The following is an 18,242-nucleotide window of genomic DNA, read 5'->3' on the forward strand; positions in this document are numbered from 1 at the left end:
AATCAAAAATTTAAAAACAAACAAAATGAAAATATCATTTAAATATATATCTTATTTTTTCCTATTCGTTTTAGGATTAAGTATGACGCTTACTTCGTGTACGGACGACTTAAACGTGACGCCAAAGGATGATGATGAATTTTTATCAGAAACCTTTTTTAAAGATCCGGCATCGTACAAACAAGTTTTAGCTAAATTATATGCAGGTTTGTATGTTGGAGGTAATGATGGTGATGGTGATGCGGCTATACCTGGAAAAAACCCTGATATCGCTGGACTTGGTGGTGACTTTAGCAGTTACTTAAGATTACTTTTTGTAACACAGGAATTTACCACAGATGAAGCGATCATTGCGTGGGCTGATGGTACTTTACCAACTTTGAATGCACAAACATGGTCTCCTGCAAATGAGTTCTTGGAAGGGACTTTCTCCAGAGCGTTTTACCACATTAGTGTTGCGAATGAGTTTTTAAGACAAACAACAGAAGAGAAATTAGCGTCAAGAAATGTTGATGCCAAGCTGAAAGCTGATATCGCTAACTTTAGAGCTGAGGCTCGTTTCTTAAGAGCTTTCTCTTATTACAACTTAATGGATTTGTTCGGGAATGTGCCAATTACAACAGAAAAAGACCCTGTTGGATTCTTTTATCCGGAACAAAAAACAAGAGCGGAAGTTTTTGCTTTTGTTGAATCTGAATTGAAGGACTTAGACAATAGCTTAGTAGCTTCAAAAGCAAATGAATATGGAAGAGTGGATAAAACGGCTGCCAAATTTTTATTGGCACAAGTTTATTTGAACGCTAAAGTATACATTGGTGTAGACAAGAACAATGAAGCTGCAACATTGTGTAATGAAATTATTACGAGTTCAGGTTATACTTTCGCAAATGTTCCGTACAGATACTTATTCTCTGCAGATAATAATAGAAATGGCGCTCAGTCTGAAGTTATTTTTCCAATTGTTAGTGATGGGAATGCCATTAGAGCAACTGGTGGAGGAATGAGTTTTATCATGCACGCTTCTATTGGAGGTAGCATGGATGCAGCATCCAGAGGAATGGATGGTGGATGGCAAGGGATTAGAACTCGTAGAGAGTTTGTAGCTCTTTTTCCTGATGCAACTGCAACAGGGGATAAAAGAGGAACATTCTATACGAATGGACAATCATTAGACATTAATAATGTATCGACCTTTACGGATGGTTATGCAGTAACAAAATACATCAATAAAAATGCTGATGGTTCTGCAGCACAAAGAAATGATATTCCGGATATTGATTTTCCAATGTTCCGATTAACAGATGCTTATTTAATGTATGCTGAGGCTACTCTTAGAGGAGCTACCAGCGGTAATCTTAATACAGCTTTAGGATACGTAAACCAAATTAGAGGCAGAGCGGGTGCGCCGGCAATTACACTTCCACAGTTAACACTTGATTTTATCTTAGATGAAAGAGGAAGAGAATTGTTCTGGGAATGTCACAGAAGAACTGATTTAATTCGTTTTGGTAAGTTTAGCGGAGGATCTAAAATCTGGCAATGGAAAGGTGGAATTATGGCGGGAGCAGCAACTGCATCTTTCAGAGATTTAATGCCAATTCCTGCAAGAAATATCCAAGCAAATCCAACATTGAAACAAAATCCTGGGTATTAACTTTATAAAACATTAAAATGAAAAATATATATAAAATTTTAATCGCATTTATTGGTGTTTTAGCTGTTTCGTGTAATGCTGATGATGTAGAGAACCGACAAATTGTTGATGCTGTTGCAACACCTGAAATTACGGCACCTGCAACAGGAAAAGCATTTGTTTTAGATGTGGATAAACCTTCGCAGGAAGTGGCCAAATTTACATGGTCTAAAGCAACCTATTCTGCTCCTGTAGTAGTAAGTTATACGTTGTTGATTGATAAAAAAGGAGGTGATTTTTCGAAAGCAGTTACGCTGGAAAGAACCACAAATATAGCCGAGGTTTCAGTGCTTGCAAAAGATTTGAACCAGGCAGCGATTGATCTTGGAGCTCAAACAGAAGTAGCCTCTTTATTTGATGTAAAAATAGCGTCAAGCGTTTCAGGCGGAGTTCCACAGGTTTCTAAAACAGTAATCACAATTAGTGTAACCCCTTATACCGGAAAAGTAGATTACAAATTTACAGAATGGTATTTAGTTGGTGACGCAACAGTTTCAGGATGGGATAATAATAAAGGAAATCAAATTTTATTCAGAAATCCAAAAAATCCTAACGAATATACTTTTACAGGATTCTTTAAAGCAGGTGCTTTTAAAACCATTAGTACTTTAGGCAGCTGGGCTCCAATGTATGGTGGTGCAAGTGATGTTTTAGTGTACAGAGGAAAAGAATCTGACGCTGATCCGGCTAGTTTTGTAATTGCAACTCAGGGGTATTACACCTTTAAAATCGATGTGCAAAAACTAACGTACAAACTAACTCCGTATGATGCGTCTGCTGCTAAAACGTATGGTACAGTTGGTATCATTGGCGATAGTACGCCAGGAGGCTGGAATACGTCGACAGCGATGAAAAAATCTACGTTCAACGATCATATCTGGACTCTGGGAGTAACGGCGTTGAAAGATGGCGGACTTAAATTCAGAGCAGATGATAAATGGGACGTTTCATGGGGAGGAACTACTCCGTTCTCAGGAGGAGGTTCCGGTGAAAACATACCAGTAGCAAAATCTAAATATGTTATTTATTTTAATGATTTAGACGGAAGCTATTTAATGATTCCAAATCAGGAATAATTTTTTACTGAAATTTAAAAGGGCTATCTGTTAGAAGATAGCCCTTTTTTTAGTCAGACTAACTAACCAATCAACCACATTATGAAAAAAACTTTACTATGGATCACATTTTTGTGGTCTGTGGCTACTTTTGCCCAAACGCAAACGGTAAGCTACTCCATAAGTCCGTCAACTTTTGAAGAGACTACACCCATTACCATCACCATTAACGGTACCAGTGTTGATGAGAATAGCTGGGGAATTACCGATCATTCCTTGTATATGTGGGCCTGGGCTTTTGATACCAACGATACTACTCAGAAGGGAAGTCCGGATAATGGTTCCTGGGATGCTTCAAGCGAGGCGAGCAAATTCACCTATAATTCGGGTACAGACACGTATACCAAAACCATTACGCCAACAGTTTATTACAATACCACAGGGATTGGAAGAATTGGTTTTTTGGTAAAAGCGAAAAACGGAAATGGCGATAAAAAATCGCAGGATATTTTAGTAGAAGTGGGCAGCTTTCAGGTAAGCCTCACTAGTCCTGCAGAAAATAGTACAACAATTATTGTTTCAAGCGCAAATTTTAATATTGGGGCCACCAATACAAATGGTGCGGCAAGCTACCTCTTGAAGTCAAACGGAGCGACCATTAATACCAATACAAGTACGACAAGTTATTCTTATTCTCACTCAAATATTACAAGCAATCAAAGTTATGAACTGAGTGTGACTCAGGGAGCAACTACTATTGTAAAGAAGTTTTCGGTTGTGGTAAATCCAAATACGGTTTTAGAAACAATGCCGGCGGGTTTGACAGACGGAATAAACTACAATCTGGCCGATGCCACAAAAGCCACTTTGGTTTTGGATGCGCCTTTAAAAGACTTTGTATACGTTGCCGGAAGTTTTAATAATTGGCAGCCTTCATCGGCTTATGCTATGAAAAAAGACCCTGTTTCGGGCAAATTTTGGCTGGAATTAACAGGTTTGGTTTCAGGCGCAAATAATACTTATCAATATTGGGTAGTAGATACAACACCATTGGCTAATTCACCTTCGATGGTAAAAACGGCCGATCCGTATTCCACTTTAGTGTTATCACCTTATGATGATTCTTCTATTCCTTCAGCTTCTTATCCCAACATGCCTGTTTATCCGGCAGGACAGAATTTTGAAGTTACTGTTCTAAAAACCGGACAAACACCATACAATTGGCAGGTGACCAATTTCGCAAGACCCGAAAAAGAAAAGTTAGTAGTTTACGAAGTTTTGGTTCGTGATTTTGATGCAGCCAGAAACTATCAAAGTTTAATAGACCGTATCGATTATTTCAAAAACCTTAAAATAAATGCCATCGAACTAATGCCGGTAATGGAGTTTGAAGGCAATGAAAGTTGGGGCTACAATACCTCGTTTCATATGGCTTTGGATAAATTTTACGGGACTTCAGATAAGTTAAAAGAATTCATCGACTTGTGCCATCAAAATGGAATTGCAGTAATTCTGGACGTTGCTTTAAATCATGCTTTCGGAAGAAATCCTATGGTGAGAATGTGGATGAATGATCCGGATGGAGATGGTTTTGGTTCGCCAACTGCCGAAAACCCCTATTTTAATACAGTAGCTAAACATGCGTACAATGTGGGAGAAGATTTCAATCACCAGTCGCTAAAAACGCAGAACTATGTCGATCGTGTTATTAAACAATGGATCGAAGAATATAAAATTGACGGTTTCCGTTGGGATTTAACCAAAGGTTTTACGCAAAATTGTACGGCTTCTGATGGAGCCTGTACAGATGCCTATCAACAAGACAGGGTAGATGTATTAAAAAAGTATGCTGATTATTCATGGAGTCTGGATTCTACACATTATACGATTTTCGAACATCTGGGATCTGATACTGAGGAAAAAGAATGGGCGAATTACAGAATTGCTGAGACCCCTTCTAAAGGAGTAATGATGTGGGGGAAAATGACAGGACCCTACAACCAATTGTCAATGGGGTACGCAAGTGAGAGTACTATTTCAAGAATGTCTAGTGAAAGTCATGGTTTTACCGCAAACCGATTAATGGGATATGCTGAAAGTCATGATGAAGAACGTTTGATGTATAAAAATTTACAATACGGAAATTCAACAGTAGGGTATAATGTAAAAACGTTAGACACTGCATTGTCTAGGATGTCGGCAATTGGCGCCGTTTCATTATTAGTTCCGGGACCAAAAATGATCTGGCATTTTGGAGAATTAGGATGGGAGAATTCTATTTTTACCTGTAATGATAATTCGGTTAACAATGATTTTGATGGCGCTGTGGGTGATTGTAAACTCGATACAAAACCACAGCCTCAATGGGCCAGTAATTGGTTGGGTAATTCAGCGCGTAGTAAAATTTATACTGACTGGGCAAAGATGATTACCTTGAAAATAAAAGAGCCTGTGTTTTTGGGAACTCCTGTAATTGCAAATACAAATTCTTTATCAGTTAATATTAAAATTACCAATCCGGACTTGTCTTCAACTCAGTTAAAGGATGTTTTAATAGTGGCAAATTTTGATGTTACTGCACAAAATGTTCCAACAGGTTTTCAATATACAGGCACCTGGTATAATTTGATGGACAATACTACTATTAATGTTACTGACGTAAATGCTCCCTTAAATCTTCCTGCAGGAGAGTATAGAATTTATGGCAATAAAGCAGCAAATTTAGCCATTACAGATTTTGAAAAAGGAAGTGCAGTTCATCTGTATCCCAACCCGGTTACAGACTATTTTACTTTAAATGTACCAGTGTCAAAAGTTCAGGTATATGCCGTTTCGGGTCAATTAGTGAAAAGCTTTAATCCGAAAGGAAATAGGGATTCTCAGTTTGCTGTAAACGATTTGAAAACAGGATTGTACCTTGTGAAAACAGTTGATGAGAATGGACATACTCAGGTAATGAAGTTTGTTAAAAAATAATTTATCGAAACAAATAGAAAAATAGAACCGACAGGTAAAAGATTTTTGGTTTTGTTAGTGGTGAGAAAGGACTGTCTGTTTTTAGACAGTCCTTTCGTTTTTTATTATCTTTTTATTTTAGTATTGTATTCTCCTGCTACAGCAAAATAGCCAAAAGTACCTAGCCCCAAAACAATTAATGGAGTAAGAATGAAAAGAATAATGATTCCGAATATAAGATCGTCTTGTTTGTCTGAAAGCAGTTTAGGTAAGCCAAATTCGAAAATGCAAAAATAAGTCGCTGCAATTGCCAGTATAATCCACAGAACACCTAAAGCTTGTTTGATTGAATTCATAAATAGTATATTAAAGGTGATTTGTTTTATTCTTATTATCGATGTAAACCATTCCAATTACAAAACATACTGAGGCTATAATAATTGGATACCAAAGTCCGTCAAGATAAAAATCATCTTTTCCGGCAGCTTTAGCATGAGTTACAAAATAAGTTGAAATTGCCGGGAGTAGTCCGCCAAAAATTCCGTTCCCTACATGATAGGGAAGTGACATCGAAGTATATCTGATTTTAGTTGGAAACAGTTCAACTAAAAAAGCTGCAATTGGGCCGTAAACCATGGTAACAAATAAAACCTGAATGAAAATTAAGAAAATTAAAGTCCATTCATCATTAGAATTGATATTTATAATAATATTGCTTTGAGATTCTTTTTGATCTGCAAAGTTTGTTTTCTTTTCTGTATACGTAGTTCCGTCAGTATAGGTTTTCGAAATAGTGGTAATGGTTTGATTTTCTTTAAAAACAGCTGTATTTGTAGTTGTTTTCTCGGCTATTTCAGTCTTGTGTTTTAGATCGGTTGTGTTGTACATCTTTTTGTAAATAGGTCTGTAAAACAAAATAGCAAGCAACATTCCTCCCATCATAATATGTTTTCGTCCGATTTTATCACTCAGCCATCCGAAAAAAATAAAGAATGGTGTTCCGAACAACAATGCGATTCCCAGTAATTCATCTACTTGTGACGAATTAATATTCATCACTGTTTTCATAAAACTCATGGCATAAAATTGCCCGGTGTACCAAACCACACCTTGCCCCATAGTGGCGCCGAATAATGCGAGTAAAACAAATTTCAGGTTATAGCGATTCCCGAAACTTTCTTTTAAAGGATTGGTGCTTGTTGTTCCTTCCTTTTTGGCTTTAGCAAATACAGGAGATTCATCCATGTTTTTACGAATCAAATAGGAGATTCCGATCATCACAATAGAAACCCAAAACGGAACACGCCATCCCCAGGAATCGAAATCTTCGTTTGAAAGAATATTTTTCGTGGTCAATATGACCATCAAAGAAATAAATAAACCAACTGTTGCGGTAGTTTGAATCCACGAAGTCCAATAACCCTTTTGTCCCGCAGGAGCATGTTCTGCAACATAAGTAGCAGCTCCGCCATATTCGCCCCCAAGAGCGAGACCCTGAAGTAAACGAAGAATTAAAACCAATATAGGAGCTAAAAAACCAATGGTTTCGTAACTCGGAATACAGCCAATTAAAAAAGTAGAGCCTCCCATTAATAAGAGGGTAGCCATAAAAGTATATTTGCGGCCAATGATATCACCAAGTCTTCCGAAAAACAATGCCCCAAAAGGCCGTACTACAAATCCGGCAGCAAAAGTGGCTAAAGTCGATAAGAATGCAGCAGTAGGATTATCACTGGGAAAGAATTTGGTTGAAATGACGACTGCTAAACTTCCGAAAATATAAAAATCATACCATTCAATCATGGTTCCCATCGACGATGCCGAAATTACTTTCCAGATGCCCTTTGTAGAGGTGTTGCTCATAAGCTGACTTTGTGTACTTGATGATGAATAAAAGTATAAAGTGTTATTTCGCGAATATATAAGATATTTTTTTATTTATTTAATGATTTTTTAACAAAAAGATGATAAAAGATATGTGCTGCTTTTTAGGCAGAATAGTTATCGTAAAATATTTAGGCTATAATTTATGCCCCTGAAGAAAGTATTCGGGAACAGTTGCTCAGAGAGAGCCATAGCTATTGAATAGTGTAAAGTACTAAGGGAGATGAACATGATTGTTTAAGTCCCGAAAAGGCAGAAGCGGATCATGAGAGATGTTATTATCCTCTGGAAAATAATACATAGAATCTGTATCATCCGTGTGCTGTTTTTGACCGGAATGTACATGAAGGATTATACAAGGAACGCAAAGTCTAATCAGAAAGAAAAAAGTTTGTGTTAGAATGTTTGATTGCGAAGGAAAGATAGTAAAAACAAAAAACCCACTCGGTTGAGTGGGTTTTGGTGGTACCTCCAGGGATCGAACCAGGGACACATGGATTTTCAGTCCATTGCTCTACCATCTGAGCTAAGGTACCGTGCTGTGCGCATTGCGGGTGCAAAGATAGAATCATTTTTCGTTTATCCAAAACATTTTTTTAAAAAAATCAATTCGTATCTTCGCCTTGCTAAAAAAACAAACATGATTTTAACGGTTGATGTTGGAAATACCCGAATTAAAGCTGCTGTATTTGAGGGTGGTACTGTTCTTGAAATTTTTACTTTTGAGAAAAATGAGCTCGAAAAAAAAATTAAAAAAATTTTAGAAAAATTTCAGAAATGCTCCGATTTGGTAGTTGCATCGGTTGGAAATATCGAAAAACAATCTTTCCTGACTTTCGAAAAGGATCTAAAAGTTCATTTTTTAACCCATGAGGATATTTTTCCCTTCACCAATAAATATGCAACTCCAAAAACATTAGGAATAGACCGAATGGTTTTGGCGGCCGGAGCAACTTTGAAATTTCCCAAACAAAACAGACTGGTAATTGATGCCGGAACTTGTATAACCTACGATTTCATCGACGAAAATGATAATTATTTAGGTGGAGCTATATCTCCGGGACTAAGGTTGCGTTACGAATCTTTGCACAATTTTACAGCCAGACTGCCGTTACTCACTTTAGAGTCTCCGGATTCCTATATTGGAGATTCCACCAAACAGGCAATTCATTCCGGAGTGGTCAATGGATTCGTCTATGAGATTGATGGTTTTATCGATGAATATCGGGCAAACTTTTCAAATTTTATAATAATTTTAACGGGAGGTGATGCAGATTTTTTGGCTAAACGATTAAAAAATACCATATTTGCCAATTCAAATTTCCTTTTGGAGAGTTTGAACCAAACATTTCAATATAAAATCGACAATGATTAAAAAAATTATAGTAAGCGCTTGTTTGCTTATCTCGTTCGTTTCATTCGCTCAACAGGGTACCGCATCGCCTTATTCTTTCTTCGGAATTGGAGATACAAGATTTAAAGGGACCCTTGAAAACAGATCGATGTCAGGAGTTGCGGTGGAGCAGGATAGTATTCACCTGAATATTGAAAATCCTGCAAGTTATGCGAGTTTAAAGTTTACAACTTTTACAGTTGGGGGATCTTTTGGTACAACTAATCTGAAAACCGGCGAAAAATCTGAAAAGGCACAAAGAGCTACTTTTGATTATTTGGCATTAGGAATTCCAATGGGAAAATTTGGAGCAGCGTTTGGTTTAGTTCCGTTGAGTTCTGTTGGGTATAAAATTCAAAATGACCTTACAGATACAGAAGGAGCTACAAGTACGCAGCTTCAGGGAAAAGGTGGCGTTAATAAAGTGTTTTTTGGTTTAGGATATAAGATTAAAAAGAACTGGAATATTGGAGTTGATGCACAATATAATTTCGGAAAAATTACAACTAGTAGTTTAGCGCTTAGAACAAATGTTGAAAACGCAACCAGAGAAACAAATACTTCTGAGTTATCAGGTGTTAATTTTAATATTGGGACAATGTATCAAGCCAAAATTGATAAAAAACTAAGTTTGTTTACCAGTTTGAATTATACGTTTGCCAGTAACTTAAATTCAAACAGCACGAGAGTTATTCAGGTAGATGGTGATTCGGATCCAATTAATACTCCTGAACAAACAAATAAACTAAAGTTGCCAAATAAAATAACCTTTGGTGCTGGTATCGGGGAAGCCAGAAAATGGCTGGTGGGTACTACCATTTCTTTTCAGGGCGAGGGACAGCTTGCGAATTTTTACAATACAAGAGATAATGTACGTTACGAAAAATATCAAAAGTATGCGATAGGCGGTTACTATATTCCTAATTATGGATCGTTCACAAGCTATTTTAGCCGAATGACGTATAGAGCCGGATTAAAATACGAGAAAATTGGTTTGGTGATAAATAATCAGGAAATCAATGATTTAGGAATGACATTGGGTATGGGGATTCCACTTAATAACGGATCTTTTTCAAATGTTAATATTGGACTTGAGTTCGGAAAAAGAGGAACGACGTCAGCAGGTTTAGTTCAGGAAAACTATTTCAATTTTAGTATGAGCTTCTCATTTAATGATAAATGGTTCGTGAAAAGTAAATTCAATTAAACATAAACTTTTATGTTTTTTTAAGCTCATTACAATTTACTACATTTGGCAAATGAATTTATCAAAAAGATATACAATAGCGGCTGTCACAGTTTTTACTGTGACACTGTTTTTTGGGTGCGAAAGTAATTTTAAAGAAGTTCAGAAAATTAACTTCTCAGAGTTTGTTCCCGGAAGTGATGCAGATACCGTTGATATTAAATATACAGACTCCGGGCGTATAACCGGGGTTTTGAAAAGTCCTAAAATGCTGGATTATTCTAATTTAGATTTTCCATTTACCGAATTCCCAAAAGGAATTGATGTTACCTTATACGATAAAAATCAAAAGCGTACCTTTATCCGATCAAATTATGCAGTGTCTTATAAGCCAACTGGCATAATTGACTTGCAGGGAAAAGTTAGAATCACTTCTGAAGAAGGGCAAATGCTGGAAACAGAACAGCTGTACTTCGATCAGAATAACGAATGGTTTTATACCGAAAGGAAATTTAAGCTTACAGATGCAAAAGGAACCTCAAATGGGCAAGGGATAGATTTTAGTAAGGATTTTAAAGTGATTAATTCGCAGCGTGTGAGCGGTGAGATCGAATCAGACGAATAAAAAAAGAGATTATGGGTTACATAAAATATACACAATACGTTTACATCATATTTGCTATTTACTTTATTTATGATGGTTTTACAAAGATAAACGATGGAAATGATACCGCCGCTTTAAGTTTTTTAATTGCAGGTATGGCAGTATTTATGTTCTTCTTCAGGAGGAAATTTGTTAAGAAATTTGATGACCGTAATAAAAAGCAGTAAACAATGGAAATAGGGATTATAATATTATGTCTAATATTGTCAGCCTTTTTTTCAGGAATGGAAATTGCTTTTATTTCATCCAATAAAATTTATCTTGAAATTGAAAAAAAACAAGATAATTTTGCCTCACAAATTCTAACAAAACTTACCGGAAATCCTTCAAAGTTTATTGCTGCAATGCTTATTGGCAATAACCTGGCTTTGGTTGTCTATGCCTTTTACATGGGAGATTTGATTCTGAAATGGATCATCAATTCAGGCGGGCATTTTTCAAGTTTAGCAAGTTTACTGATTCAGACTGTTATATCGACTTTTGTAGTTTTGGTAACTGCTGAGTTTTTTCCAAAAGTTTTTTTTCAGATTTATGCCAATTCGTTAATCAAGATTTTTGCGATTCCGGCCTATTTGTTTTATCGTTTGTTCTATTATTTCTCCGCTTTTTTTATTTGGATTTCAGATTTTATTCTGCGTAAATTTTTTAAAACAGAAGGAGATCAGATACAGTTGTATTTTAGCAAAGTTGAATTGGGAAATTATATTGCAGAACAAATGAATGCTGTTGAAGATGATGAAGAAGTAGATTCTGAAATTCAGATTTTTCAGAATGCACTGGAATTTTCAGGTGTAAAGGCTCGTGATATTATGACCCCGCGTACCGAAATTGTCGATATTGATTTGTTTGACAGCGTTACGGATCTTAAAGAGTTATTTGTAGAAACCGGCTATTCAAAAATTATAGTGAGTCAAAACTCACTAGATGATATTGTGGGGTATGTGCATTCGTTTGATTTGTTCAAAAAACCAAAAACAATAAAATCGGTTTTGATGACGGTTGAATTTGTTCCTGAGACCATTTTGATAAAAGATGTATTAAATCTGTTGATCAAAAAACGAAAAAATGTGGCCGTAGTTTTGGATGAATACGGAGGGACTTCCGGAATTATTACCATAGAAGACATCGTTGAAGAGCTTTTTGGTGAGATCGAAGACGAGCATGATTTAGATGAGGAATTGATGGAGCAGGAATTGGGAGAAGGTAAGTATTTGTTCTCTGCCCGATTAGATGTCGAATATCTAAATGAAACCTATAAATTAGCGATTCCTGAGGAGGATTCTTACGGGACTTTAGGTGGTTTTATTGTCAATTCGACCAAAGAAATTCCTCAAAAAGGAGAAGAAATACGAATTGGAAACTATCATTTTGTGATTGAAGAAGCCACAAATAAGAAAATAGAATTGGTTAAATTGACAATAAAAGAGTGATTTTTTAAATTAATAAAAAAAATTGTGTAAAATAAAACGCTAGTTGTATTGTTATTAACTAGATAATTGTATTTTCGCAAACTGAATATAAAATTAACGATAATAAAAATGGCAGTTTTAGCAAAAATTAGACAGCGTTCCGCTTTATTGATAGGAGTTATTGCACTTGCATTATTTGCATTTATAATACAAGATCTATTCACAAGAGGAACCTTTGGTCAAAGTTCAAAAGATGTGGGAAGCATCGATGGAAAAGATATTTCATTTGAAGACTTTAGAGTTAAAGTTAGTAATGTTGAAAAAAGTGGTCAAGGAATTACTTCCACTGAAGCTGCAAACAGAGTTTGGGACCAAGAGGTTTCAATCGCATTATTATCAACACAGTTTGATAAATTAGGATTGAGAGTTGGTGAAAAACACCTGCTTGAAGTTTTAAAGGCAGATCCGAATATTGGTAAAAACCCAATGTTCTTAAATGCTGCAGGTATTTTTGATGTAGCTAAATTTAAAGAATACTTTAAAACAAATCCTGAAGCAGCACAATTTATCTCTCAAAAAGAAAAAGATGCTGAGCTAAACGCTAAATTTCAAATCTACAATACATTAGTAAAATCAGGACTTTACACTACTGTAAGTGAAGGAAAACTAAAATATGAAATGGAAGCTAACAAAGTAAACTTTGCTTACGCTGCTGCTTTGTATTCTTCGATTAAAGATAGTGAAGTGAAAATTTCTGATTCAGAGATTGTAGAATATATGAAGAAAAACGAGAAGAAATTCAAAGCGGATGCAACTCGTGAAATTCAATATGTTTTAGTAGAAGATAAAGCTTCAAAACAAGACGAAGCTGAAATTAAAGCTAAAATTACGGCATTATTAAACGGAAGAGTAGAGTACAATGCTAAAACGGGTAAGAACGATACTTTGCCAGGATTTAAAAATGCTACCAACATTGCTGAATTTGTAAACTCAAATTCTGATGTTCCTTACGATTCAACATATGTACCTAAAAATGCTTTGCCGGCTGTTGATGCTGATAAATTATTCAGTTTGCCTGCAGGAGCAATTTACGGACCGTATGTTTACGGAAGATACTATGCAATTTCTAAATCTTTAGGATTTAAAGCGGGAGTTAATGCAAAAGCAAGTCATATTTTAATTGGATACGAAGGTTCTCAAACTCCAAATACAAAAGAGAAAAGAACGAAAGAAGAAGCTAAAGCTAAAGCAGAAGAAATTCTTGCTCAGGTTCAGGCAAACCCTGATAGTTTCATGATGTTGGCTTTCACAAGTTCAGATGATTCTTCTGCGCAACAAGGAGGAGATTTAGGATATTTTGGTCCAAACCAAATGGTGAAACCATTCAATGATTTTGTATTCAGTAACGGAATTGGAAAAGTTGGTTTAGTTGAAACTCCTTTTGGATTTCACGTGATCAAAATTACCGACAAACAAGACGGGATTCGTTTAGCTACTATCGCTCAAAAAATTGAGCCTTCTGAAGCTACTTCTGATAAAGTATTTACATTGGCAACTAAATTTGAAATGGACGCTGCCGATAAAGATTTTAATGCTACGGCAAAAGAATTAGGTTTAAAAGTGGCTGCTCCAATAACTGCAAAAGCTATGGATGAAGCATTTGGTCCATTAGGAAATCAACGTAACATCATCAGATGGGCATTTGATAAAGAAACAAACACTGGAGATGTAAAACGTTTTGAATTGGCTAATATCGGTCACGTAATTGCACAATACAAAAGCGAAAACAAATCAGGTTTAGTATCTGTAACTTTGGCAAGACCTTATGTAGAGTCAATTTTAAAGAACAAGAAAAAAGCGGAGATCTTAAAAGCAAAAATGAAAGGTTCATCACTTGAAGCTATTGCTAAAAGTGCTGGTGTAGCAGTTCAACAAGCTGCTAATGTTACTATGGATAGCCCGGTATTGCCTGGAGGTGTAGGACAAGAGCCAAAAGTGGTAGGTAATGCATTTGCATTAGCTGCAAACAAAATCTCTGCTCCAATTGAAGGTAATACAGGTGTATATGTAGTGAAAAACATCAGTACAGTAAAAGCTCCTGCAGCTGCTAATCATGCAGAATATGTGGCTAAAGTAAAAGCACAAAGCGCATCTGATGCAAGTAGAATTTTACCAGCATTGAAAGCTAACGCTAAAATTGAAGATAACAGATTGCAATTTAACTACTAGTTTAGTTAGTTAAAACTTTATAAAAAACCTGCTCGTTAGTTCGAGCAGGTTTTTTTTATGAAATAAAATTTGCTTCTTTAATTTCGTATAGTATTTTTCCTATATTTATAAAAATATATTTGTATGAAAAATACTAGAAAATTAGTAATCCTCTTAATGGTTTTAGGAGTTGCAGTGTTGGCAGGTCGTTGTGCTTTAGAAGAAGCGGGAGGTAAACAAAAAATAGAGCAATCTATTCGTGTTAATGAAGCGAAGGCTTGGTTTGAACAGTATCAATCAAAGGTAAAAACTGATTCGTCGTTTAAAAATCAGGTTTATGATTGGAATAAAGCAGGTACAGAAAAGTTTGAAGATGGGTCTGAGGCAATTGTGGTTCCTGTTAGAGATAAAAATCTCAGTGATGCTTATAAAGGACAAAAACTATTGTATTTGTATCCATCAGAGGATAAAAAAGAATTTTCGGCTACATTATATGAAATAATACCGTCATCGGAATCTTTAGAAAAAATAAAAAGTTCAGCGGATTTAGTTAACTTTAATGGATATATCATTGCCTGGGATTTAGAAAGCGGATTTGTAAACGGAGCAAAATTTGAAAACTCCACTACGACAGCAGGGCTAACAGGACTTAGAGTAATCTCCCCGGAGGAGGCAGGGCGTCTCAATAAATCGACGTCTAAATCAGATCCTTTTGAGTTAGATGAAGTGATCATTCGCAGGGAAAAATCCGAAAATAAACAGGATTATGGTGGTGGAGGAAGCGGTGGAGGCTCTTATGGAGGCAGTTTAAATTCAGGATCGAAGGGTAACAGTCCAAAGGGATATGTGAAGTCTCCCGGAGGTGGTGGAAGTGGAAGTTCAGGTTCGACAACTTCCCCAAATGCACAAAGGATAGAAGAGCAAATTAGTGCGGACAAGCTGGATGCCTGTACCAAAGCAGTTTTGGAAAAATTGAAAAATTTAAAACAAGCCGATATCGCAAAAATGCTAACTCGTTTTAGTGCGACCGGATCTGTTTTTAATATAAACATGTCAACGGGACAAGTACAAAATAATGATGCAAATGTTTGGGCGCAAACCACTAAGACCAACGGGAGTACTAACGATGTTAATATGGTTTTCAATCAGGATTATATTTACGGAACAGGTAATACAAATCCTCCTACCGATTTGTCGGTTGCCGCTACAATGGCGCACGAGGTTATTCATGCTTATCTGATTAGTTTAATTCAAGAAAACAAAAGTTGTGGAGCTTCCGGAATATGTGATTTCCCTACCGTTTATGAGGCTTATGTACAATATGAAATTGCCAGGAACCCCAATGTACTCCCAGATGCGCAACACGAATTAATTACGAATAAGTATGTGAATGCGATCGCTTCAACGATACAGGAGTTTCACACAGGAAAATTGGTTGTTTCTTCATCCTCTCTTAAGCAGATTTATCTCGATATGGCTTGGGCAGGACTACAAAAAACAGAGATATTCAATAAAATTTACCCTAACGATCCTAATAATAAAAATTATAAAGAGCGTGAAAGGATTTTCGCGAGAATAACTGCAGAAAGAAAAGGGGAGCAATATGGAGTTACTTTTCCCGTAGGAAAAATATGTAAAAAATGAAAATTATGAAACAGTTTAAAAAAATATTTGCGGTAATTCCCTTTTTTATTTTATCCTGTACCGGTACACAATATGTAAAAAGTTATGAACCGATTAATGTGTTCCTGGAAAAAGAAATAATAGATAAAAGAATAATAGGAAAAGGAGGAAAATACATTTTGCAAACAGACAAAGCATCTAATGCGATAGTACTACGTATTTTTAACGGGAGTGAAGGATCTGAGCATATAGCAGATCCTCATTATTATATTAACGATGGTTTGTTTGTAGAAAAACATTGGAAAAGAATGTATAAAAGGTATATCAATGATACGATTAAGAAATACTGGAAGAAAGAAGATTTCCCGAAATATGATTTTATCTTAGAGAATAGTAGAGACTGGCCCAAGCTTCCTTATAAGAGTGCTAAATATTTAGACTATGAAGTTATGACAATTTCTGAACCTATGTATTATAGAAATAAAAGATATATTATGTTTTATTTAAGCACATCATATTTCAGTAGTGGCTCTAGCCCGCAAGTCGTAGTTATGAAAAAAGAGAAAGGGAAATGGATTGTTGATAGAACAATGTGGGAAGAGGTCTATTATTGATAAACAGATTGGAACTAGAAGATTTCCAAAGCATTTCCCGGCTGACTCTCAGGTGTATCTGGATTTGGCTTTGGAAGGACTTCAAAAAGCGAATATATTCCTATAAAGAACGTGAAAGGATTTTCGCGAGGATAACTGCAGAAAGGAAAGGGGAGCAATATGGAGTTACTTCTCCTGTGGGAAAACCATGTATAAAATGAAAATTATGAGACAATTAAAAACTGTAGCTGTAATATTAGTATTTCTTATGATGTCTTGTGCCGGCAGCCCATATATTAAAAATTATGAGCCTGTAAATGCATTTTTAGAAACTAAGAAAATAGATAGAACGAGAAAGTATATTTTGCAGGCTGACAAAGAACCTAATTTATTAGGATTGCGAATTTTTAATGGAGGTGAGGGACTAGAGCATATTGTCGAGGATATTGATTATACAGATGGTCTGTTTGCGAAGAAGCATTGGGAAAAAATATATAAAAGATACGCATATGATACAATAAAAAGATATTGGAAGGAAGAAGATTTTCCTGGTTATAATCTTATTTTAGAGAAAGGCCGAGGTTTAATTATGAAAGGGGCTTTTCTGGATAAGTATGTTAATAACCTAAATTATAAAATTCTAATAATTTCTGAGCCCATGTATTATATAAATAGAAAGTACATTATTTTTTATTTTAATATAGTTGACTTTGGAAATAGTAATGAACCTCAAGTTGTAATTATGAAAAAAGAAAATAAAAAATGGATTGTCGTTAAAGTGATTGGAGATTATGTTTATTACTAGTGTATAGTTTAAATATTGAATTTAAAACTAGTCTTTTCTTCAGCTTTTATTAAACAGGTCTATCTCGACATAGCTTGGGTGGCTTCAAAGAATGAGAAAGCATTTTCACGAGAATAACTGCAGAAAGAAAAAGGGAACAGTATGGTAGCACTTCTCCTGCAGGAAAACCATGTAAAAAATGAAAATAATGAAACAGTCTAAAAAAATATTTACTACAATTTATTTTTTCTTTTTCTTATGTGCTAATGCACAATATCTTAAAAGCTCCGAGCCTATTAATGCATTTTTAGCAACTCAAAAGATAGAAAGAGGAAAGAAATATATTTTACAAGCGGATAAGGTTTCAAATAAACAAGCTTTGAGAATTTTTAATGGTGGCGAAGGACCTGATCATGTGGGAGAGCCAAATGTTCCTATAGATTATAAAGACGGTTTATTTGTAGAAAAATATTGGAAAAAAATGTATGAAAAATACGCGTCTGACACAATAAAGAGATATTGGAAAAAGGAAGATTTTCCTGAGTATGATTTTATATTAGAAAGTAAGGAAGGTTTATTTGGATCGGCATTTCACGATAAATATATGAATAGTAAGATTGAAGATGTTGTAATGATTTCTGAACCTATGTATTATATGGAAAGAAAGTATGTAATGTTTTATTTTAATATAGCATCTTTTTTTGGCAGTAATCAGCCAGAAGTTGTAATCATGAAAAAAGAAAAAGAAAAGTGGATTGTAGTTAAAGTGATTGGAGATTATGTTTATTACTAGTT

At 35.5% G+C, this 18,242-nt stretch carries 15 protein-coding genes and 1 tRNA gene; 13 read left to right on the forward strand and 3 right to left on the reverse strand.

Annotated elements, in window-relative coordinates:
* Positions 1-25 precede the first annotated feature (25 nt).
* The 3 genes from C245_RS0101275 to C245_RS0101285 all read left to right on the forward strand — a co-directional run bounded on the left by C245_RS0101275 (position 26) and on the right by C245_RS0101285 (position 5,724).
* A complete protein-coding gene (locus C245_RS0101275; protein ID WP_026109798.1) occupies positions 26-1,654 on the forward strand; it encodes a RagB/SusD family nutrient uptake outer membrane protein in 1,629 nt (542 codons plus the stop codon).
* Between the two features lie 17 nt (positions 1,655-1,671).
* The gene (locus C245_RS0101280; protein ID WP_017494775.1) at positions 1,672-2,769 is read left to right on the forward strand and encodes a SusE domain-containing protein; all 1,098 of its coding nucleotides are present in this window, start codon (positions 1,672-1,674) and stop codon (positions 2,767-2,769) included.
* Between the two features lie 81 nt (positions 2,770-2,850).
* On the forward strand, positions 2,851-5,724 hold the full coding sequence (locus C245_RS0101285; protein ID WP_017494776.1) for an alpha-amylase family glycosyl hydrolase: 2,874 nt from the start codon (positions 2,851-2,853) through the stop codon (positions 5,722-5,724).
* A 104-nt stretch (positions 5,725-5,828) separates the two neighbouring features.
* Here C245_RS0101285 and C245_RS0101290 read toward each other — a convergent pair whose 3' ends face one another.
* From C245_RS0101290 to C245_RS0101300, 3 genes are all read right to left on the reverse strand, one after another.
* Positions 5,829-6,059: a DUF6814 family protein gene (locus C245_RS0101290; protein WP_017494777.1), complete on the reverse strand. Its 231-nt coding sequence runs from the start codon at positions 6,057-6,059 to the stop codon at positions 5,829-5,831.
* A 10-nt stretch (positions 6,060-6,069) separates the two neighbouring features.
* The gene (locus tag C245_RS0101295; RefSeq protein WP_017494778.1) at positions 6,070-7,566 is read right to left on the reverse strand and encodes an MFS transporter; all 1,497 of its coding nucleotides are present in this window, start codon (positions 7,564-7,566) and stop codon (positions 6,070-6,072) included.
* Between the two features lie 481 nt (positions 7,567-8,047).
* Positions 8,048-8,123, reverse strand: a tRNA-Phe gene (locus C245_RS0101300).
* Positions 8,124-8,227: 104 nt separating this feature from the next.
* On the opposite strand from C245_RS0101300, the gene C245_RS0101305 reads away from it, so the two are divergent.
* The 10 genes from C245_RS0101305 to C245_RS0101350 all read left to right on the forward strand — a co-directional run bounded on the left by C245_RS0101305 (position 8,228) and on the right by C245_RS0101350 (position 18,240).
* Entirely contained in the window at positions 8,228-8,962 is a 735-nt protein-coding gene (locus tag C245_RS0101305) for a type III pantothenate kinase (protein ID WP_026109799.1), read from the forward strand.
* Positions 8,955-10,187 (forward strand): membrane protein, encoded by a 1,233-nt coding sequence (locus tag C245_RS0101310; RefSeq protein WP_017494779.1) that lies wholly within the window; start codon positions 8,955-8,957, stop codon positions 10,185-10,187. Before C245_RS0101305 ends, C245_RS0101310 begins: the two co-directional genes overlap by 8 nt.
* 52 nt (positions 10,188-10,239) lie before the next feature.
* Entirely contained in the window at positions 10,240-10,791 is a 552-nt protein-coding gene (lptC, locus tag C245_RS0101315) for an LPS export ABC transporter periplasmic protein LptC (protein WP_017494780.1), read from the forward strand.
* Positions 10,792-10,802: 11 nt separating this feature from the next.
* A complete protein-coding gene (locus C245_RS0101320; protein WP_017494781.1) occupies positions 10,803-10,997 on the forward strand; it encodes a hypothetical protein in 195 nt (64 codons plus the stop codon).
* A 3-nt stretch (positions 10,998-11,000) separates the two neighbouring features.
* Positions 11,001-12,260 carry a hemolysin family protein gene (locus C245_RS0101325; RefSeq protein ID WP_026109800.1) on the forward strand — a complete coding sequence of 420 codons (1,260 nt, stop codon included), beginning with the start codon at positions 11,001-11,003 and terminating at the stop codon, positions 12,258-12,260.
* A 108-nt stretch (positions 12,261-12,368) separates the two neighbouring features.
* Positions 12,369-14,468, forward strand: coding sequence for a peptidylprolyl isomerase (locus C245_RS0101330; RefSeq protein ID WP_017494783.1), 2,100 nt, complete (start codon positions 12,369-12,371; stop codon positions 14,466-14,468).
* Positions 14,469-14,591: 123 nt separating this feature from the next.
* A complete protein-coding gene (locus C245_RS0101335; RefSeq protein ID WP_157495757.1) occupies positions 14,592-16,091 on the forward strand; it encodes a hypothetical protein in 1,500 nt (499 codons plus the stop codon).
* 5 nt (positions 16,092-16,096) lie between these two features.
* A complete protein-coding gene (locus C245_RS0101340) occupies positions 16,097-16,684 on the forward strand; it encodes a hypothetical protein (RefSeq protein ID WP_232424314.1) in 588 nt (195 codons plus the stop codon).
* Positions 16,685-16,889: 205 nt separating this feature from the next.
* The gene (locus tag C245_RS0101345) at positions 16,890-17,468 is read left to right on the forward strand and encodes a hypothetical protein (RefSeq protein ID WP_232424315.1); all 579 of its coding nucleotides are present in this window, start codon (positions 16,890-16,892) and stop codon (positions 17,466-17,468) included.
* A gap of 187 nt (positions 17,469-17,655) precedes the next feature.
* Positions 17,656-18,240, forward strand: coding sequence for a hypothetical protein (locus C245_RS0101350; RefSeq protein WP_157495758.1), 585 nt, complete (start codon positions 17,656-17,658; stop codon positions 18,238-18,240).
* The last annotated feature ends 2 nt before the right edge of the window (positions 18,241-18,242 follow it).

It is taken from the genome of Flavobacterium sp. WG21, assembly GCF_000335775.1.
GTDB classification, from domain to species: Bacteria; Bacteroidota; Bacteroidia; order Flavobacteriales; family Flavobacteriaceae; genus Flavobacterium; species Flavobacterium tructae.